The following is a 19154-nucleotide window of genomic DNA, read 5'->3' as shown; positions in this document are numbered from 1 at the left end:
CCGGTGCGCGCCCCGACGGGGCGGCGATCGGAAGTCCGAGCACTCGTCCGCCGCGCGTGCCCCACCGCCTCGCCGAGGCGGCTGGCGCCTGGCCCACCCATCCCGGACGCGTCATCCCCGTAGGAGGCCCGCGGTGCTCCGCTTCATCACCACCGCCGACACCGAGATCCTCGCCGCCGCCGCGGCGCTCGATCTGGTGCCGGACGACTTCCCCGCGCTGCGCTGCGCGAACCCGGCCCAGCACGCCGACGCCGAGGCCCTCGTCGACGAGCTCGCGGCCGGCGCCCGGGTGGTGGTCGTCCGCCTGCTCGGCGGCCGGCGCGCCTGGGAGCAGGGCTTCGACCTGCTGCACGCGCGATGCGTCCGCGACGGGATCGCGCTGGTCGCCCTCGGCGGCGAGGCCGAGCCGGACGCCGAGCTGGCCGGACGCTCGACCGTCACGCCGGCGGTGGTCGCCGAGGCCCACGAGTACCTGCGCCACGGCGGCGTCGAGAACACCGCCCAGCTGCTGCGCTTCCTGGGCGACACCCTGCTGGTCCGCGGCGACGGCTTCGCGCCGCCGCAGGCGCTGCCCGATCACAGCGCCTGGGACGCGGAGCTCGGCGACGCCTCGGTGGCGGACGTCCTGACCGCCGCCCGCGAGCGGGCCGCCGCCGCGCTGCCCGAGGGCACGCCGCTGACCGGCGCCGCCCACCGCACCGCCGACGCCGTCGCCGATCGCCCGGTGATCGGGATCGTCTTCTACCGCTCCCACCGGACCGCCGGGAACACCGGCTTCATCGCGACGCTCGCCGAGGCGGTCGTCGCCCAGGGCGGGATCCCGCTGCCGGTCTGGTGCGGGTCGCTGCGGCCCGGACCGGACGGCCGGATCGCCGCCCTCGACCTGCTGGGCGACGGCGCCGGCGAGGCCCCGATCGTCGACGCGCTGCTGACGACGGTCCTGGCCTCGGGCGGGTCGACGGCGGGCGACAACGCCGCCGACGAGGGCGACGGCGCCACCGACGCCTGGCAGGTCTGGGACGTCGCCCGGCTGGAGGAGCTGGGCGTGCCGGTGATCCAGGCCGCCGCGGCGACCCAGCCGCGCGAGCGCTGGAAGGCCTCGGACGCCGGCCTGACCCCGCTCGACGTGGCGATGCAGGTGGCGATCCCCGAGTTCGACGGGCGGATCCTCGGCGGCGTGGTCTCGTTCAAGGAGCGGGAGACGGTCCGCGGCGCGCGCGGCGGCGAGGGCGACGCGATCCCGGTGATGCGCTACGTCGCCGATCGCGACCGCGCGGCGCGGGTCGCGGGCCTGGCGGTCCGCCACGGGCGCCTGCGGCGGCTGGCCGCCACACGACGGCGGATCGCGATCGCGCTCTCCAGCTCGCCGACCAAGCACTCGCGGATCGGCAACGCCGTCGGCCTCGACACGCCGGCCTCGGCGGTCGTGCTGCTGCGGGCCCTGATCGCGGACGGCCAGCGCGTCGACGCGTCGGCCGTGCCCGCGCTGCAGGCGGCGCTCGACGCCGACGACGTGACGCCGGCCGAGGCGACCGCCGCCGGCGAGGCCCTGATCCACGCGCTGATCCAGCGCGGCGGCCACGACCCCGAGCTGCTGACGGACGACCAGCTGGCGGCCAACCCCTACCGCCTGCCGGGCGCCGACTACGCGGCCTGGTTCGCGACGCTGCCCGAGGGCCTGCGGTCGCTGGTCGAGCGCGACCACGGCCCCGGCTACGTCGACGGCCGCTGGGTGGCGGGGGGACGCGCGGGGATCGAGCCGCAGTACACCTTCGAGGGCGACGTGGTCGTGGCCGGGATCGAGCTGGGCGACGTCTTCGTCGCGATCCAGCCGCCGCGCGCAACCAGCGAGGAGGACGCCGCCGCGCTCTCGCACGACGCCGAGCGCGCCGCGCCGCACCACTACTTCGCCGTCTACCGCTGGCTCGAGGCGGTCTGGGGCGCCGACGCCCTGGTCCACCTGGGCAAGCACGGCACGCTCGAGTGGCTGCCGGGCAAGTCGATCGGCCTCTCCGGCGACTGCCACCCGGACGCGATCCTCGGCTCGCTGCCGCTGGTCTACCCGTTCGTCGTCAACGATCCCGGCGAGGGCGTCCAGTCCAAGCGCCGGGTCCACGCCACGATCGTCGACCACCTGGTCCCGCCGATGATGCGGGCCGAGACCTACGACGAGCTGCAGGAGCTGGAGCACCTGCTGGACGAGTACGTCCGGGTCGAGGCGCTCGACCCGGAGAAGCTGCCGGGCCTGGCGCGGCGGATCTGGGAGGTCGTCGAGTCGGCCGACCTGCAGCACGACCTCGGGTTCGAGCACGGCGGAGACGAGGCGGTCGAGCACCTCGACCACCTGGTGCAGGACATCGACACCTACCTCTGCTCGATCAAGGACCTGCAGGTCCGCGACGGCCTGCACGTGCTCGGCCGCGTGCCCGAGGAGGAGCAGCTGCGCGGCCTGGCCGTGGCGATCCTGCGGCTCGGGTCGGGCGACGTGCCCGGGCTGCGGGTCGCCGTCGGGCGGGCGTTCGGGCTCGACGAGGAGGCGCTGATCCAGGCCGGCGGCGCGCGCCTGACCGACCTGGCGCCGCCCGCGGCCGACGATCCGGACGTGCTCGCGCTGGTCGCGCGCTTCCCCGGCCCGGCCGCGACCGCCGGCGACCTGATCGACCGGCTCGACGTCGCCCAGCGGTCGCTCGTCGACGCGCTCGGCGACGCCGGCTGGCCGTCGGACGCCACGACCGTCGCCGCCCTCGCCACCCGGATCCTCGGCCGCGCGCACGCGGACGTCGAGCGGGTGCTGCGCTACGCCGCCGGCGAGGTCGTGCCGCGGATCCGGCGCTCGACCGAGGAGATCGACCACGTCGTCGGCGCGCTCAGCGGCCGCTACGTGCCCTCGGGCCCGTCGGGCTCCCCCACCCGCGGCCGGCTCGACGTGCTGCCGACCGGCCGCAACTTCTACGGGGTCGACCCGAAGGCGCTGCCGAGCGAGCTGTCGTGGGAGACCGGCAGGCGGCTGGCCGACGACCTCGTCCGCCGCCACGTCGAGGAGGAGGGCCGCGCCCCCGAGCAGATCGGGATCGTGGTCTGGGGCACCGCCAACATGCGGACCCACGGCGACGACGTGGCCGAGATCTTCGCGCTGCTCGGCGTCGAGCCGGTCTGGCACCGCGAGACCCGCCGCGTCGTCGACCTGCGCGTGATCCCGCTCGAGGAGCTGGGCCGGCCGCGGGTCGACGTCACGGTCCGGATCAGCGGCTTCTTCCGCGACGCCTTCCCCGGCCTGATCACGCTGATCGACGACGCCGTCGCGCTGGTCGCGGAGCTGGACGAGCCGGACGACCAGAACCCGATCCGCAAGCACGTGCGCGAGGACGTCGAGCGGCTGACGCACGAGGTCGCCACCGGTCGCGACGAGATCGTTGGATCTGGCCAGGACGCAGGAATCGAGCGACAGATCGAGCGACGCGCGACGACCCGGGTCTTCGGGTCCAAGCCGGGGACCTACGGAGCCGGCCTGCTGGAGCTGGTCGACAGCCGCAGCTGGCACGACCGCTCCGACCTGGCCGCGGTCTACGAGGCCTGGGGCGGCTACGCCTACGGTCGCGGGCTCGACGGAGCCGAGGCGCACGCGTCGATGCGCGAGCAGTTCGGGCGGATCGAGGTCGCGGTCAAGAACCTCGACACGCGCGAGCACGACATCTTCGACTCGGACGGCTACTTCCAGTACCACGGCGGGATGGTCGCGATGGTCCAGGCCGTGACCGGCAGGGAGCCGAAGGCCTGGTTCGGCGACAGCGCCGACCCGACCACGGTCGAGACCCGCACGCTGGCCGAGGAGGCCCGCCGCGTCGTCCGCTCCCGCGTGCTGAACCCGCGCTGGGTCGCCGGCATGATCCGCCACGGCTACAAGGGCGCGATGGAGCTGTCGGTGACGGTCGACTACCTGTTCGGCTACGACGCGACCGCCGGCGTGGTCGAGGACTGGATGTACGAGAAGGTCACCGACCGCTACGTCGGCGACCCGGACGTCCACGCCTTCCTGACCAAGTCCTCGCCGTGGGCCCTGCGCCAGATCGCCGAGCGGCTGCTGGAGGCCGCCGACCGCGGGCTCTGGGAGGCCCCGGACGAGGAGCGGCTGGAGCAGCTGCGCGACGTGCTGCTGGAGGTCGAGGGCGAGGTCGAGGAGGCCGGGCACGCCTGACGGCCCGGCGGCGCGCCGCCGGGCACCCCCGCGGTGCCACGCGGCGCGCGGTCGGGCTCAGGAGGCCCGCCGCCAGCGGACCGCGTCGTCGTCGCCGACCCGCTCGGCGACGCCGCGGTCCTCCAGCAGCTCGAGCGCGCCGAGCATGATCGACAGCCGCGCCAGGCCGAGCCGGCCGCGAGACGGGTTGCGCCAGATCCGCTGACCCAGGTCCCAGGTCGCCGTCGGCTCCGCCGTCAGTCCCGCCGCGGTCCGCGTCAGGCGCCGCTCCAGCGATCCGCGGCGCTCGGCGAGCGTCGCCGCCGGGTCGTCGAGCGCCGGGCCGTGGCCGGTCATCAGCCGCACGCCGGCCAGCTGCGCCGTCCGCTCGAGGCCGTCCAGGTAGAGCGCGGTCGGTCGCGTCCCGGGCGCGAACATCGAGCCGAGCACGGGCGCGATCGGCGCGTTGTGGAACAGGTGGTCGCCGACGAACGCGACGCCGGCGTCGCGATCGACGAAGACCAGGTCGGTCGGGCTGTGGCCCGGTCGCTCGTGGACCGTCAGCCGCAGGTCGCCCGCCGCCACGACGTCGCCCTCGGCCAGCGCGCGGTCGACGCTTCCGGCCCGCACCCCGCCCATGAAGGCCAGCGCGCCGCGGGTGCCGTCGAGCAGCTCGTCGGGCGCGGCGTGGCGGGCGGCGTGGCGCTCGCCCCAGGCCAGCTCGTTCGCGAAGTGCGCCCCGGGATCGGCGAGCACCGCGCCGACCGTCGCCAGCGCCGCGACCGAGGCGCCGGAGCGGGCGGCGATCTCGGCCGCGAGCCCCAGGTGGTCGAAGTGGTGGTGGGTCAGCAGCACCTGCTCGACCTGGTCGAGCCGCACGCCGACCGTCGCGAGCGCGGCCTCGAGCGTCTCCAGCGAGCCCGCCATCGGGGTCGCGGCGTCGATCAGGGTCAGTGGCCCGTCGCCGCGGACCAGGTGGACGTTGACCCCGTCGGCGAGGCCCGGCACCGGCATCGCGATCCGCACGACCGACGGCGCGACCTCCTCGACGATCTCCGGCGCGGCGCTGGTGCTCACCCCGGAGATGATCGCAGCGCCGCTCCCCCGGCTCGGGCCGCGGGCCGCCGGTCGGCGCTCGGGCGCTCAGAGGTCGAAGCCGCTGCCGACGCCCATCCCGTCGGCGTAGCGCGTGCCGAGCTGCATGTCGTGCAGCACGTCGAGGACCGCGTCGACGCGCAGCTCGGGAGCGCCGCCGCCGACGGGCCGCGCACGGCCGGCGACGTCCCGCGCCCGCCCCGGCCCGACCAGCAGGTGGCAGCTCGGGCAGCGCATCGGACGCGGCGGGTAGGGGTGCGGCGCCGCGCGCAGCAGCCGGTGGTGGCAATGGGGGCAGAAGGCGTCGTCGAGCATGGAGGGGAACCAACGTCGGTGGACGGCCGAGGCGACACGGAGGCGGCGTGCCAACTCGTGCCGACCGTACTCCCCCGGAGGGCCCCGCTGGGATGCATCGTTTTCGTCCCCGCAACGTGCGGGAGCGCGCACCTCGCCCCGTCAGGACGTGTACTTCGTCCCCCCTCGCACAGGCGCGGCAGGCGCCCGACGCCGTCAGCTCCGCTTCGCCCGCGAGCGCGGCTTGGCGCCGGTGCTGCCGACGGCGCCGCGCTTGGCCGGAGATCGGGTGCCGGGGACCTTCTTCTCGCCGCGAGCCTTGGCCAGGCTCTCCTCGAGCGCCGCCAGCAGGTCCTTCGACGCCCGCTGCGGCTCGGGCTCCGGCTCCGGCTCGGGGATCCGGACCTCGCCGCTCCGGCGCTTCTCCTCGATCAGGCCGAGCAGCCGGGCGCGGTGGCTGTCCTGGTACCGCTCGGGCTCCCAGTCGGCGGTCATCTCCTCGATCAGCGCGACGGCGTCGGCGACCTCCTCCTCGGTCGGCTCGCTCGCCTCGCCCTCGGGGATCGCGCCGGTGTCGTGCGGGTCGCGGATCTCGTCGGCGAACCGCATCGTCGTCAGCGACAGCAGCCCGTGCTGCTCGCGGACGGCGACCAGGTGCTCCTTGGCCCGCATCACGATCCGGCCGATCGCGACCTGGTCGGCCTTGGCCATCACGTCGCGCAGCAGCCGGTAGGCGCGCGACGGCCCGTCGCCCTCGCCGGCCGGCAGCAGCCAGTAGGGGTGGTTGAAGAAGATCGGGTCGATCTCGTCCAGGTCGACGAAGAGGTCGATGTCGACGGTCCGGGTCCTCTCGGGCGCGGCGCCGGCGAAGTCGTCCTCGGTCAACACGACGATCTCGCCGTCCTCGGTCTCCCAGCCGCGGGCCATCTCGTCCCAGGCGACCTCGTCGTCGCTGTCGGCGACGACCCGGCGCATCTCGATCCGCTCGCCGGTCCCGCTGCGGACCTGGTGGAAGCGGACGTCGCGGTCGCGCGTGGCGCTGACCAGCTGGACGGGGACGTTGACCAGGCCGAAGCTCAGCGAGCCGGTCCAGAGCGGGCGGGGCATCAGGACTTCGCCTTCCTCGACGGCTTGGCGGCCGCCGGCTTGCTCTTCGCCTTCGCGGCCGTCGCCCGCTTGCGGGCGGCCGAGGCCTTGGCGTCGGCCGACGCGGTCTTCGCGGCCCGGCGGGCGGGCTCCTCGCCGGATCCGCTCCTGCCGCCGGCGTCGAGGCTGGCCTCGAGCGCGGCCAGCAGGTCGTCGTCGGCCTGCTTGGCCTTCGGCGCCGCCTTCGGGGCCTTCCCGGTCCGCTTGCGCTCGATCATCTCGAGGATCGCCTCGCGGTAGCTGTCGCGGTGCTCCTCCGGCTTCCACTCGTCGGCGAGCATCGCCACCAGCTTGCCGGCCATCCGCACCTCGCGGTCGCCGGGCTTCTTGCGCAGCGACGGCAGCTCCAGGTCGTCGGGGTCGACCAGCTCGTCGGCGAAGCGCATCGTCTGCAGCCCGAGCGCGCCCTGCAGCGGCCGCAGCGCCACCAGCTGCTCGCGCTGGCGCAGGACGAAGCGGCCGATCCCGACCCGGCCGCTCTGCTCCAGCGCCGCGAGCAGCACCCGGTAGCCGTGGTCGCCGCCGTCGCGGGCCCCCAGGTGGTACGGCTTGTCGTAGAAGACCGGGTCGATCTCCTCGCCGTGAACGAAGTGCTCGATCTCGACCACCTTCGCGCGCGGGCCGTCGGCGGCGGCGATCTCCTCCTTGGTCAGGATCACCTGGCCGCGACCGGTGTCGTAGGCCTTCTCGATCTCCTTGAAGGCCACCTCCTCGCCGCTCTCGGCCCCGATCCGCTTGTGCTGGATCCGGGCGCCGTCGCTCTCCCGGACCTCGCGGAACGACAGGCCCCGGGCCTCGGTGGCGGTGAAGAGCTTGATCGGGATCGCGACCGAGCCGAAGGTCAGCGTGCCGTTCCAGATCGATCGTGCGGCGGCCATCAGTCCGTCCCTCCCAGGGTCGGCACGTCCTGCTCGAGCTCGAGCAGCGGGGCGAACAGGTCGCCGTGCTCGGCGACCCGTGCGAGGGCGTCCTCGTAGGTGAAGACCAGCGGCTCGTCGTCGGCGCTGGCGTCGGCGGCGTCGGAGACCTCGTCCCAGGTCACCGGCGTCGAGACCGTCGGCCGGTCGCGCGCCCGCAGCGCGTAGACCGAGATGGTGGTCTTGGTCTCGCTGTTCTGGCTCCAGTCGATGAAGACCTTGCCCGGCCGCAGGTCGCGCTTCATGTTCGAGACGACCTCGTCGGGGCGGCGCTGCTCCAGCAGCCTGGCGATCGCGTGGGCGAGCGGCTTGGTCTGCTCGTAGGACGCGCCGGAGTTCAGGGGCACGTAGAGCTGCATGCCCTTCGACCCCGAGGTCTTGGCGAACGTCCGCAGGCCCAGCTGGTCGAACAGCTCGCGGATCGCCAGCCCGACGCGGCAGCACTCGACGATCGTCGCCGGAGCCCCGGGATCGAGGTCGAAGACCAGCGAGCGCGGCCCGCTGACGCCGCCGGGCTCGTCCGGCGCGGCGACCGACAGCGACGGGTGCAGCTCGAGCGCGGCCAGGTTCGACGTCCAGATCAGCGTCGGCAGGTCCTGGACCAGCACGAAGTCGTTGGGCTCCGGCTTGCGCGACGTCGGGACCGGCGTCGTCGCCACCCAGTCGGGCCGGTGCGAGACCGCGTCCTTCGAGAAGAACGCCTTGCCGTCGACGCCGTCGGGGTAGCGCTTGAGCGTGACCGGATGGTCGTGCAGGTGCGGCAGCAGGACCGGCGCGATCCGCGCGTAGTAGTCGATCACCTGGCCCTTGGTCATCCCGACCTCGGGGTAGAGGACCTTCTGCAGGTTCGTGAGCTTCAGGTCGCGGCCCTCGACCTGGATCTGCGCCCCGCCCTCCGCGGGAAGCTCCAGCGGGGAGGGCGGCAGCGCCGCCGGCTTCCGGTTCGCCATCGTGGTCGCGCCCTTCGGTTCGCCGTCATCGACTCGGGGGGACTCGCGCACGACGTCGCGCGGGTCCTTGTCGTCGCGCAGGCCCAGGTACGACGCGTGGCGGATGCTGCCGTCGCCCGTCCAGTCGGCGAAGCGGACCTCGGCGACCAGCTCGGGCGTGACGAAGCGCGTGCCGCGAGGCGGCTGGCGACCGACGAAGGGCGAGCTGGCCTGCTCCATCCCGCCAAGCTTCGCTCGCAGGTGCCGCAAGTCCTGCTCGCGAAATCCGGTTCCCACGCCGCCGGCGAAGCGCAGCAGCCCCTCCTCGTCGTGGACGCCCAGCTGCAGCGCCCCGAACGTGTCGGCCCGTCCGCCGCTGCCGATCGTGAAGCCGCCGACCACGAACTCCTGGCGCTGGCCGTTCTTGATCTTGCGCCAGCGGTCGCTGCGGGCTCCGGGCCGGTAGGGCGCGTCGAGCCGCTTGGCGACGATCCCCTCGAGCTGCTGCTGGGCGGTCGCCCGCAGCAACGCCGTGCCCTGGCCGGGGTGCGACGGCGGCGTCTGCCAGTGGGGGCCGTCCAGCTCCAGGCGCTCCAGCAGCCGCCGGCGGTCGGCGTAGGGCAGGTCGACGAGCGAGTGGCCGTCCAGCCACAGCAGGTCGAAGATCATGTAGGTGACGGGGACCCGCTCGACCAGCCGCCGGTCGGCCTTCTTGCCGTGCGATCCGATCCGCTGCTGCAGCGTCGGGAAGCTCGGGCGCCCGTCCCCGTCGAAGGCGACGATCTCGCCGTCGAGGATCGCGTCGTGGCTGGAGAGCGCGGCGTTGATCGGGCGCAGCTCGGGGTAGGCGGCGGTGATCTCGCGGCCGCCGCGGGTCGTCAGCCGCAGCCGGCCCGGCAGCGATCGCGCGAGCGCCCGGACCCCGTCCCACTTGACCTCGAACGCCCACTGCTCCTCGTCGCGGGGCATCGTCCCGGCGCGGGCGAGCATCGGCTCGATCTCCTCCGGCGGCTCCCGCGCGTCGGGATCCAGCGGCGGGTCCATCCGGTGGATCATCCAGTCCTTCGGCTCGCGGCCGGCCTGGAAGAGGACGTAGCGGCCCTGCAGCCGCTCGCCGCGGAAGACGACCATCACCTCGTCGTCGCGCCACTTCTCCAGCTCGTAGGTCCCGGCGTCCCAGATCGAGATCTCGCCGGCGCCGTAGTTGCCGTCGGGGATCGTGCCGGCGAAGTCGAGGTACTCCAGCGGGTGGTCCTCGACGTGGACCGCCTTGCGGTTGTGGTCGGGGTCCTGGGGGATGCCGTTGGGGATCGCCCACGACGCCAGCGCGCCGTCGTGCTCGAGCCGCAGGTCCCAGTGCAGCCGTCGCGCGTGGTGCTCGTGGACGACGAAGCGCCCGCCGCCGCCCTCCGGGGTCCAGCGCCTGCGGCCGTGGCCGCGCGGCTCCGGCGTCTCGCCGAAGTCGCGCTTGCCCTGGTAGCTGTCGAGGTCGCGGGCCATCGCGGATCCGGAGTTCCCGTTGTACTCCGTCTCGGCCGGGCCGGCGTGGGCTGGGCGGGTCCGACCGCCGCTGCTGCGGGTCTGCACGGTGGTGGAGACCGCGTCCGGCGCCCGGACTCATCGGTCCCGCGACACGGGTGCCCGGCCGTCGCCGGCCGCTCGCCGGGGCGTCGCCGGCCGGCGTGTGCCCGATCGCCTTCGCCTCGGTGCACGGTTGTGCAAGGGTCCAGCGCGATGCCCGTCCCGCCCGACCGCCCGGCCGACGCCCCGCCGCCCGACGGACGCGACCGCGGCCCGGCGGACGCCGACCGCGATCCGGCGCCCGCGGACGCCGAGGACGCGCAGGACGACGCCGGCCTGCCGGAGCGGTTGCCGCCCCCGCCGACGTCGCCGGCGCCGGCGACCGGCCCGCTCGCCCGGCTGCGCGCGGTCAACGAGAGCGACCGGCTGCTGGAGCTGGTCGCGCGCCTGCGCGGCCGGCTGCCGGGCGACAGCCAGTTCGGCGACCCGCTCTCGACGGCGGAGTCGGGCGAGCTGCGCGGCTCGGCCTCGCTGCGGCGCCAGATCGCGCGGCTGGCGGGCCAGCAGACGGGCGGCGTGCTCCACGAGCTCGGCCTCGGCGCGCTCCAGGTCTGGCAGGCGGCCGCCGAGTCGAGCGGCCGTGGCCGCGGCGACGCCGACCTGACCGTCCTCTTCACCGACCTCGTCGGCTTCTCGCACTGGGCGCTGGAGGCCGGCGACCACGCCGCCCTGCTGCTGCTGCGCGAGGTCGCCGGGGTCCTCGACCCCGCCGTCAGCGGCCACCGGGGACGGGTCGTCAAGTGGCTCGGCGACGGCATGATGGCCGTCTTCCGCGAGCCGGTCGACGCGTTGCGGGCGGTCGAGGACGCGAACGCGCGGCTGGCGACGATGGAGGTCGCCGGCTACCAGCCGCGGATCCGGGCCGGGATGCACCACGGCCGCCCGCGCCGGGTCGGGTCCGACTACCTCGGGATCGACGTCAACATCGCCGCCCGCGTGGCCCAGGCGGCGGGCACCGGCGAGCTGCTGGCTTCCGATCGCACGGTCGAGCTGCTGGACCCGGAGCAGGTCGCGAGCAAGCGCCGCCGTCGATTCCGGGCAAAGGGCGTGCCGGCCGAGGTCACCGTCTACGCGGTTCGGAGCCGCTGACCGGCGACGGGGCCGGGCCGATCAGGCAGGCGGCCGCGACGGCGGCGGCTCGTCGATCCCGGCGAGTCCGGTCGCCTCGGCGGCGCCGATCTCGGGGTCGACGTCGGCGTCGAGCGGCTCGTCGGCCGCGCCCTCGGGTCCCGGCTCCAGCGGCTCGCCGCCGCCGTCGGCCCCGCCGCGGTTGCGCGATCGCCGCCGCAGCGGGTTGACGAAGCGGCTGGCGATCCGGTCGATCTGGACCAGCGACTCGCTCATCTCGCCGATGCTCTTCTCGACCCCGGCGAGGACCTCCGCGAGCGGCGAGACCGCCTCCTCCATCCGGCCGACGCCGCCGCTCATCCCGATCACCGCGTGGCGCAGGTTGTCCGGCTGCAGATCGGCGATCTCGCTCCGCAGGCCCTCGACCGAGACGATCACGTCGCGGATGTCCGAGCGCATGCCCTTCATGTCGTCGCGGACGTCGGTCAGCATCGCCAGCTCGACCTGCAGCGCCCGGATGTCCTGAGGCATCGTCCGCATCGTCCGCTCGAGCGAGATGACCGCGTCGAGGGCCCGCTCGATCTTCGGGATCAGCTGGGGCAGGGATGGAAGGGCAACGCGCATGGACCCGGGGCAGCGTGAACAGTCGAACCGTTTCCGTCAAGCGAGCGGACCGCCCGCTTCGCCTCCGGTGGACGGTGTCTGCCCGCTATCGCGTGGGAATGCGGCGCGCCGCCCGAATGATCGTCCAGCGGCCCTAGGCCCGGTCGCTGGACGCCCCCACGGGCGAGCGCTCGTCGCCCTCGCCGTCTCCGGCGGCCGCGGCGCGCTTGGCGGCGGCCCGCTCGGCCACGACCCGCTCGTCGCCGCCGGCGGCGACCGTCGTGGTGCTGAAGGAGCGGCCGAGCGCCCGGACCTCGGCCTCGAGCGCCGGGACCATCTTGCGCGCCTGGAGCTTGAGGCCGATGTCGCTCAGGGGGCTGATCACGATCGTCCGCAGGGCCTGGAAGATCGCCAGCGAGCGGGGCACGTAGACCCGCCGCTTGCGCTTGGCGATGCCGTCGGCGAACGCCTCGGCGCAGGCCGCGACCGAGGTCGTCGAGCCGAGCGGCCCCGGCAGCTTCGAGCGGGCCTCCTTGAAGGTCCGCAGGTCCTTCTCGACGTCGCGGACCAGGTCGGTGTCGATCCACGACGGGTGGGCGCTGCCGACCTTGACGCCCTTGTGCGCGACCTCGAGCCGCAGCGCGTTGGCGAACTGCTCGGCCCCCGCCTTCGAGGCGCAGTAGGCGGCCATCCCGGGCAGGACGGTGAAGGCGGCGAGCGAGGCCACCACCAGCACGTAGCCCTTGCGCTCGGTGACGTGCGGCAGCGCGGCGCTGACCGTCCGGATGACGCCGCCGAGGTTGACGTCGACCGTCCGCACCAGCGCGTCGGCCGGGTTGGTCGCGACGGTGCCGTTGTTGGCCACGCCGGCGTTGGCGACCACGACGTCGATCCCGCCGAGCGCCCGGACCGTCCCGGCGACGGCCGCCTCGACCGACGCCTGGTCGGTGACGTCGGCCTCGAACCAGACGTGACCGGGGCCGAGCTCCGCGGCCAGGTCCCGCAGCAGGTCCGGCTCGAGCCCGACCAGCGACAGCGTCGCCCCGCGGCGGGCGAGCACCCGCGCGGTCTCGGCCCCGATGCCCCGCGAGGCCCCCGTGATCAGGACGACCTTGCCCGTGACGGTCTTCGACATGGGCGGGATCCTACTCTTCCGTAGCCGCCAGTGCTACTGGCGAGTAGGTCCGCTCCGGTCGCCGCGCCGGCCGGCCAGCTCGGCGGCCCTCGCGGCGACCCGCTCGGTGAGCCCCGCGAGCAGCCCCTGGACCTGCTCGTGCTGCTCCGCGGTCAGCCCCATCGCGTCGCCGATCCGAGCCGGGATGCCCATCGCCCGCTCGCGCAGCGCGTCGCCGGCATCGGTCAGCTCGATCCGGACCGAGCGCTCGTCCTCCGCGCGCCGCACCCGCCGCACGAGCCCGGAGCCCTCGAGCCGCTTCAGCAGCGGCGAGAGCGTGCCGTAGTCCAGCCGCAGCGCCTCGCCCAGCTCGCGGACCGGCAGCGCCCCGCGCTCCCAGAGGACGAGCAGGACCAGGTACTGCGGATAGGTGAGCCCGAGCGGCTCGAGCAGCGGGCGGTACAGCTGCGTGACGGCGCGCGAGGCGGCGTAGAGCGAGAAGCAGAGCTGGTCGTCCAGCAGCAGCGTGAAGTCGTCGGTGGCGGTGTCGGTCATCGCGCGGTCGGCAGGAGGGACCCCTCGTCAGCACCGTAGCACCAGCGCACGATCACATCGTGCGCATTTAAATTGCGCACGATTGAATTTGGCGCTATGGTCCGGCTCGGGCCGTCACCCGACGCCCGACCACCGACTCCCCCGGAGGCCACGATGCCCGACACCCCCGTCGTCCTCGAGCCCGCTGCCCAGGCGTTCGCCGAGGCCACCGCCAACCCGCCCTACCTGTTCGACCTGCCGGTCGCCGAGGGCCGCGCCGCCGTCGAGGACGTCCAGTCCTCGCCGACCCCGCGGCCCGACGCCGACGTCCGCGACCTCGACGTCGACACCGGCCACGGCACGATCCCGGTGCGGATCCTGCGCCCCGTCGGCTCCGCCGGCCCGCTGCCGGTGGTCGTCTACGTCCACGGCGCCGGCTGGGTCTTCGGCAGCCGCGCCACCCACGACCGGCTGGCCCGCGAGCTGGCGGTCGGCGTCGGCGCCGCGGTCGTCCTGCCCGACTACGACCGCGCCCCCGACGTCCGCTTCCCGGTCCCGCTCGAGCAGTCGTACGCCGTCGCGCGCTGGGCCGTCGAGCACGCGGCCGAGCACGACCTCGACCCGACCCGGGTGGCGATCGCGGGCGACTCGGTCGGCGGCAACATGAGCGCCGCGATCACGCTGCTGGCGAAGGAGCGCGGCGACCTGCCGCTGGTCGCCCAGCTGCTCTTCTACCCGGTCACCGACGCGGCCTTCGACACGCCGTCCTACCACCGCTTCGCCGAGGGCTACTTCCTGCGCCGCGACGGGATGCAGTGGTTCTGGGACCAGTACACGACCGACCCCGAGGAGCGGGCCCAGGCGATCGCGTCGCCGCTGCGCGCGAGCGAGGAGCAGCTCCGCGACCTGCCGCCGGCGCTGGTGATCACCGGCGAGGCAGACGTGCTGCGGGACGAGGGCGAGGCCTACGCCGCGAGGCTGCGCCAGGCCGGCGTGGCGGTGACCGCGACCCGCTACGGCGGCATCATCCACGACTTCGTGATGCTCGACGCGCTGCGCGGGACAGCCGCCGCCGAGGCCGCGATCACCCAGGCGATCGGCTTCCTCGCCGACCGCCTGGGGACCCGCCGGGGCTGATCGGGCGCCGCGCGCCCGGCGCCACCCGTCAGAAGGCCGGGACGACCGACCCCTGGTACTTGTCCTCGATGAACTTCCTGACCTCGGGCGAGTGCAGCAGCCGCTCGAGCTCGACGATCCGCGGGTCGCCCTGGTTCTGCTTCTTGACCACGACCAGGTTGGCGTTCGGGTTGTCGTCCGCCGACTCGAGGGCCAGCGCGTCCTTGGCCGGGGTCAGCTTGGCCTGGATCGCGTAGTTGCCGTTGATCACCGACAGGTCGGCGTCGTCGAGCGTCCGCGGCAGGTTCGCCGGGGCGATCGTCTGGAACTTCAGGCCCTTCGGGTTCTCGGCGACGTCCCGCGGGGTCGCGGTGTCGGGCGCGTCGGCCTTCAGCTTGATCAGGCCGGCCTGCTGGAGCAGCAGCAGGCCGCGGTTCTCGTTGGCCGGGTCGTTGGACAGCGTCACGGTGGCGCCCTTCGGGGTCGCTGCCAGGTCCTTGACCTTCTTCGAGTAGATCCCGAGCGGCTCCAGGTGGACCGGCTTGAGCGCCACCAGGTCGCCGTAGGAGGGGTTGTCCTTCTTCTGCGCCTCGAGGTAGGGCACCGTCTGGAAGTAGTTGGCGTCGAGCTTGCCCTCCTGCAGCGCCACGTTCGGCTGGATGTAGTCGTCGTAGCTGATGACGTCCAGCTTCAGGCCGGCCTTCGGCGCCAGCCGCTTCTCGACGTAGTCGAGGATCTCGGCGTGCGGGACCGGGCTGACGCCGACCTTCAGCGGCGCGTCGGACGCGGACGCCTTGCCGTCGCCGCCGTCGTCGCTGCCGCAGGCGACGAGGCCGAGCACGGCCACCAGGGCCAGGACGAGGATCAGCAGCGGTCGGATGCGTCGTTGCATGGAGGGGCTCCGGTCTGACGGTCGATCCGGCGCGCTGGGCGCCGGTCGCGTGGAGGGGTCATCGGTGAGAGAGCCGGCGGACCAGCAGGTCGCCGGCGAACTGGAAGATCTGGACGATCGCCACGAGCAGCACGACGGTGGCGAGCATCACGTTGCCGTCGAAGCGGTTGTAGCCGTAGTCGATCGAGAGGGCGCCGAGGCCGCCGCCGCCGACCGCGCCGCCCATCGCGGAGAACCCGACGATCGCCACCAGGGTGATCGTCAGGCCGCCGATCAGGCCGGGTATCGCCTCGGGCAGCAGCACCTTGCGGACGGTCTGCAGCCGCGATGCGCCGGACGCGCGCGCCATCTCGACGAGCTCGCCGGGGACCTCGCGCAGCGCCTGCTCGACGACCCGGGCGTAGAACGGCACCAGCGCCACGACCAGCGGCACGATCACCGCGCTGGTGCCCAGCGAGGTGCCGACGACCAGCCGCGTGAAGGGGATGATCGCCGCCAGCAGGACGATGAACGGGACCGAGCGGCCGATGCCGACGACCAGGCTGGCGACGGCGTTGACCGGCCGCAGCGGCCGCAGGCCACCGGGGGCGGTGACGTGCAGCACGACCCCGAGCGGGATCCCGAGCAGGCCGGTGATCGCGGTCGCGATCACGACCATCCTCAGCGTGTCCTGGAGGGCCGGCCAGAGCAGCGGCCAGATGTCGCCCCACGGCGTGCTGGCGGCCAGCACGGCGCTCATGCCCCGGCTCCGTTCGACACGGCGGTCGCCGCGCTGGGATCGGGCACGGCGCCCGGCGTCGGGACGCCGTCGGCCAGCGGATCCAGCTCGACCTCGGGCAGCCGCCGCGCGTCGAGGCCGCGCTCGGCCAGCAGCGCGCCCAGGTCGGGACCGCCGGCGGGCAGGGCGATCGTCACGTGCCCCGCGGGACGGCCGTCGACCGCCTCGACGGCGGCGCCGAGCAGCTCGATCGGCGCGCCGACCTCCTGCTGCAGCAGCGCCAGCCAGGCCGGATCGACCTGGCGCTCGGTGTAGCGGACCCGCCACGCCTCGCGGCCCGCGGCGGGGCGGCCGACGGGCCGCTCGGGGATCAGGCCGCGGCCGAGCGCCGAGCGCGGGTCGGCGACCAGGTCGGCGAGCGCGCCGGACTCCACGACGCGGCCGCCGCGCAGCAGCGTGACCTCGTCGCAGACGTCGCGCACGACGTCCATCTCGTGGGTGATCAGGAGGATCGTCAGGCCGAGGTCGTCGCGCAGCTCGCGCAGCAGGGCGAGGATCGTGCGCGTGGTGGCCGTGTCGAGGCCCGAGGTCGCCTCGTCGGAGAGCAGGACGTCGGGCCGCAGCGCCAGCGCCCGGGCGATCCCGACCCGCTGCCGCTGGCCGCCGGAGAGCTGCGCCGGGTAGGCGCCGGCGTGGTGGGTCAGGCCGACCCGCTCGACCAGCTCGGCGACCCGCGCGCGACGCTCGGCGCGGCCGATCCCCGCCAGCTCCAGCGGCAGCGCGACGTTGCCGGCGACGGTCCGCGAGCTGAGCAGGCTGGCCGACTGGAAGATCGTGCCGATCCGCCGCCGGGCGGCCTGCAGGTCGCGCTCGCGCAGCCGCGTCAGCTCCTGCCCCGCGACCGTCACCGTCCCCGACGTCGGGCACTCCAGCAGGTTGATCGTGCGCGCCAGCGTGCTCTTGCCGGCGCCGCTGGGTCCGATCACGCCGGCGATCCTGCCGGCCGCGACCGACAGCGAGACGTCGTCGAGGACGGTCACGTCGTGGCCGTCGCGGCGGAACGTCTTGCTGAGGGATTCGACCTGGATCACGGTTGGAGACGGCGCACGCACGCCGGGCGAACCATGATTACAGAAAAGTTGATCAGCTTTCTGTGGTACAGCGCACGGACCTTTTGGCCCGCGACCGTGCGGCGCACCGTCGCCGATCCCCACGGGGCGGCCTCGCGGCCGGGGTAGGGTCAGCGGCATGCCGCTGCTCGACACCCCCGTCCGCTCCCTCGCCGGCGAGCCCGCCTCGCTGGCCGACCACGCCGACAAGGCGCTGCTGATCGTCAACGTCGCCTCGCGCTGCGGCCTGACCCCGCAGTACGCCGGCCTCGAGCGCCTGCAGCAGGCCTACGGCGAGCGCGGACTGCAGGTGCTCGGCGTGCCGTCGAACCAGTTCGCCGGGCAGGAGCCGGGCAGCGCCGAGGAGATCGCCAGCTTCTGCTCGACGACCTACGGCGTCAGCTTCCCGCTGCTGGAGAAGGCCGACGTCAACGGCCCCGATCGCCACCCGCTCTACGCCGAGCTGACCCAGGCCGCCGACGCCGACGGCGAGGCCGGAGACGTCCAGTGGAACTTCGAGAAGTTCCTGCTCGCCCCGGGCGGCGAGGTCGTCGGCCGCTTCCGCCCGAAGACCGAGCCGGAGGCCCCGGAGCTGGTGGCGGCGATCGAGGCGGTCCTGCCCCGCTGAGCGCGAAGGCGGGCGGGCGCTCGATCGGGGGTTCCCGATAGCGTCACTGGGCCTTGCCTGCCGTCCGCTTCCCCTTCACCGCGCTCGTCGGACAGGACGACCTCCGGCGGGCGCTCCTGATCAACGCCGTCGCCCCCGAGGTCGGCGGCGTCCTGGTCCGCGGCGAGCGCGGGACCGCGAAGACGACCGCGGTCCGGGCGCTCGAGACGCTGCTGCCGGCGGTCGACGTCGTCTCCGGCTGCCCCTACGGCTCGGCGCCGGCCGAGGCCGACCGCTGCCCCTGCGCCGCCTGCGCCGCGTTCGTCGCCGACGGACGGCGCGACCGGGCGCTGGCCGGCGCCGGCGAGATCCCCGGCAGCGAGCGCCGGCCCGCCCCGCTGGTCGAGCTGCCGGTCGGCGCCACGGTCGACCGCGTGGTCGGGACGCTCGACCTCGAGCGGGCGCTGCAGGACGGCGAGGCGGTCCTCCAGCCCGGCCTGCTCGCCCGCGCCCACCGCGGGATCCTCTACGTCGACGAGGTCAACCTGCTCGGCGACCACCTGGTCGACGTGCTGCTGGACGCCGCGGCCCAGGGCGAGGCCGTCGTCGAGCGCGACAACGTCTCGGTCCGCCACCCCGCGCGGTTCCTGCTGGTCGGCACGATGAACCCCGAGGAGGGCGATCTGCGGCCGCAGCTGCTGGACCGCTTCGGCCTCTCGGTGACCGTCGCCGGATCGACCGATCCCCAGGTCCGGGCCGAGGTCGTGCGCCGCCGGCTCGCCTACGAGGCCGATCCGGCCGCGTTCGCCGAGCGGTTCCGGGACGCCGAGGCCGCCGTCGCCGCCACGATCGCCGCCGCCGTCGCGCTGCTGCCGCGGGTCACGCTCGGCGAGCGGATGCTGCGGCTGATCACCGGCGCCTGCGCCCGGCTGCACGTCGACGGCCTGCGCGCCGATCTGGTCGCGGCCCGCTGCGCGCGGGCGCTCGCCGCGCTCGACGGCCGCGACGAGGTCGCCGAGGAGGACGTCCGCGACGCGCTGCTGCTGACCCTCCCGCACCGGCGCCGCCGCGGGCCGCTCGACCCGCCGGGCCTGGAGCCCGAGGAGCTGGACGGCGCGCTCGACGACGCCCGCGAGGACGAGCCACCGGGCGCCGGTGGTGGCGAGCCGCGTGATGGCGACGGCGGCGAACCGGGCGGCGGCGGAGACGACGAGCCGGGCGACGGCGGCGACGGCCGCGGCGACGAGCCGGACGGCG

16 protein-coding genes are annotated in these 19154 nt (G+C 74.6%); 5 read left to right on the top strand and 11 right to left on the bottom strand.

The features are described 5' to 3' along the window. The first annotated feature begins 133 nt into the window (after positions 1 to 133). Positions 134 to 4195, top strand: coding sequence for a cobaltochelatase subunit CobN (cobN, locus tag PAI11_RS10155; RefSeq protein WP_007573934.1), 4062 nt, complete (start codon positions 134 to 136; stop codon positions 4193 to 4195). A 57-nt stretch (positions 4196 to 4252) separates the two neighbouring features. On the opposite strand, the gene PAI11_RS10150 is transcribed toward cobN, so the two are convergent. The 5 genes from PAI11_RS10150 to ligD form a co-directional block, all read right to left on the bottom strand. Then, the gene (locus PAI11_RS10150; protein ID WP_007573933.1) at positions 4253 to 5251 is read right to left on the bottom strand and encodes an MBL fold metallo-hydrolase; all 999 of its coding nucleotides are present in this window, start codon (positions 5249 to 5251) and stop codon (positions 4253 to 4255) included. A 66-nt stretch (positions 5252 to 5317) separates the two neighbouring features. Then, a complete protein-coding gene (locus PAI11_RS10145; RefSeq protein WP_007573931.1) occupies positions 5318 to 5584 on the bottom strand; it encodes a hypothetical protein in 267 nt (88 codons plus the stop codon). Positions 5585 to 5779: 195 nt separating this feature from the next. Beyond that, positions 5780 to 6670 carry a non-homologous end joining protein Ku gene (gene ku, locus PAI11_RS10140; RefSeq protein WP_050897192.1) on the bottom strand — a complete coding sequence of 297 codons (891 nt, stop codon included), beginning with the start codon at positions 6668 to 6670 and terminating at the stop codon, positions 5780 to 5782. Next, positions 6670 to 7587, bottom strand: a complete 918-nt coding sequence (ku, locus tag PAI11_RS10135) for a non-homologous end joining protein Ku (protein ID WP_040599678.1) — start codon at positions 7585 to 7587, stop codon at positions 6670 to 6672. Before ku (PAI11_RS10135) ends, ku (PAI11_RS10140) begins: the two co-directional genes overlap by 1 nt. Continuing rightward, positions 7587 to 10055, bottom strand: a complete 2469-nt coding sequence (gene ligD, locus PAI11_RS25390) for a DNA ligase D (RefSeq protein WP_138974211.1) — start codon at positions 10053 to 10055, stop codon at positions 7587 to 7589. Before ligD ends, ku (PAI11_RS10135) begins: the two co-directional genes overlap by 1 nt. Positions 10056 to 10289: 234 nt before the next feature. Between ligD and PAI11_RS10125 the strand changes: the two genes are divergently transcribed. Continuing rightward, positions 10290 to 11225, top strand: a complete 936-nt coding sequence (locus PAI11_RS10125) for an adenylate/guanylate cyclase domain-containing protein (RefSeq protein WP_007573927.1) — start codon at positions 10290 to 10292, stop codon at positions 11223 to 11225. A gap of 21 nt (positions 11226 to 11246) precedes the next feature. On the opposite strand, the gene PAI11_RS10120 is transcribed toward PAI11_RS10125, so the two are convergent. The 3 genes from PAI11_RS10120 to PAI11_RS10110 all read right to left on the bottom strand — a co-directional run bounded on the left by PAI11_RS10120 (position 11247) and on the right by PAI11_RS10110 (position 13476). Beyond that, the gene (locus PAI11_RS10120; protein ID WP_007573924.1) at positions 11247 to 11828 is read right to left on the bottom strand and encodes a hypothetical protein; all 582 of its coding nucleotides are present in this window, start codon (positions 11826 to 11828) and stop codon (positions 11247 to 11249) included. 133 nt (positions 11829 to 11961) lie between these two features. Continuing rightward, entirely contained in the window at positions 11962 to 12942 is a 981-nt protein-coding gene (locus tag PAI11_RS10115; RefSeq protein WP_007573922.1) for an SDR family oxidoreductase, read from the bottom strand. Between the two features lie 33 nt (positions 12943 to 12975). Further along, positions 12976 to 13476: a MarR family winged helix-turn-helix transcriptional regulator gene (locus PAI11_RS10110; RefSeq protein WP_007573921.1), complete on the bottom strand. Its 501-nt coding sequence runs from the start codon at positions 13474 to 13476 to the stop codon at positions 12976 to 12978. A 153-nt stretch (positions 13477 to 13629) separates the two neighbouring features. On the opposite strand from PAI11_RS10110, the gene PAI11_RS10105 reads away from it, so the two are divergent. Beyond that, positions 13630 to 14592 (top strand): alpha/beta hydrolase, encoded by a 963-nt coding sequence (locus PAI11_RS10105; protein WP_007573919.1) that lies wholly within the window; start codon positions 13630 to 13632, stop codon positions 14590 to 14592. A gap of 28 nt (positions 14593 to 14620) precedes the next feature. Here the strand turns inward: PAI11_RS10105 and PAI11_RS10100 are convergent, their stop codons facing one another. Genes PAI11_RS10100 through PAI11_RS10090 form a run of 3 tightly spaced genes read right to left on the bottom strand, consistent with a single transcriptional unit; the run spans position 14621 to position 17293 of the window. Beyond that, positions 14621 to 15463 (bottom strand): MetQ/NlpA family ABC transporter substrate-binding protein, encoded by an 843-nt coding sequence (locus PAI11_RS10100; RefSeq protein WP_007573917.1) that lies wholly within the window; start codon positions 15461 to 15463, stop codon positions 14621 to 14623. Between the two features lie 58 nt (positions 15464 to 15521). After that, complete coding sequence (locus PAI11_RS10095; protein ID WP_007573915.1) at positions 15522 to 16202, bottom strand: methionine ABC transporter permease; 681 nt, start codon at positions 16200 to 16202, stop codon at positions 15522 to 15524. After that, complete coding sequence (locus tag PAI11_RS10090) at positions 16199 to 17293, bottom strand: methionine ABC transporter ATP-binding protein (RefSeq protein ID WP_007573913.1); 1095 nt, start codon at positions 17291 to 17293, stop codon at positions 16199 to 16201. Before PAI11_RS10090 ends, PAI11_RS10095 begins: the two co-directional genes overlap by 4 nt. A 136-nt stretch (positions 17294 to 17429) precedes the next feature. On the opposite strand from PAI11_RS10090, the gene PAI11_RS10085 reads away from it, so the two are divergent. Both PAI11_RS10085 and PAI11_RS10080 read left to right on the top strand, forming a co-directional pair. Continuing rightward, positions 17430 to 17918 carry a glutathione peroxidase gene (locus PAI11_RS10085; protein WP_007573912.1) on the top strand — a complete coding sequence of 163 codons (489 nt, stop codon included), beginning with the start codon at positions 17430 to 17432 and terminating at the stop codon, positions 17916 to 17918. Between the two features lie 53 nt (positions 17919 to 17971). Next, positions 17972 to 19154 (top strand): magnesium chelatase ATPase subunit I (locus PAI11_RS10080; protein ID WP_040599676.1); only part of this gene is annotated, 1183 nt, incomplete at its 3' end.

Source organism: Patulibacter medicamentivorans, assembly GCF_000240225.1.
Taxonomy (GTDB): domain Bacteria; phylum Actinomycetota; class Thermoleophilia; order Solirubrobacterales; family Solirubrobacteraceae; genus Patulibacter; species Patulibacter medicamentivorans.
The sequence above is the reverse complement of the archived record's forward strand: the minus strand, read 5'-3'. Positions and strand labels throughout refer to the sequence as shown.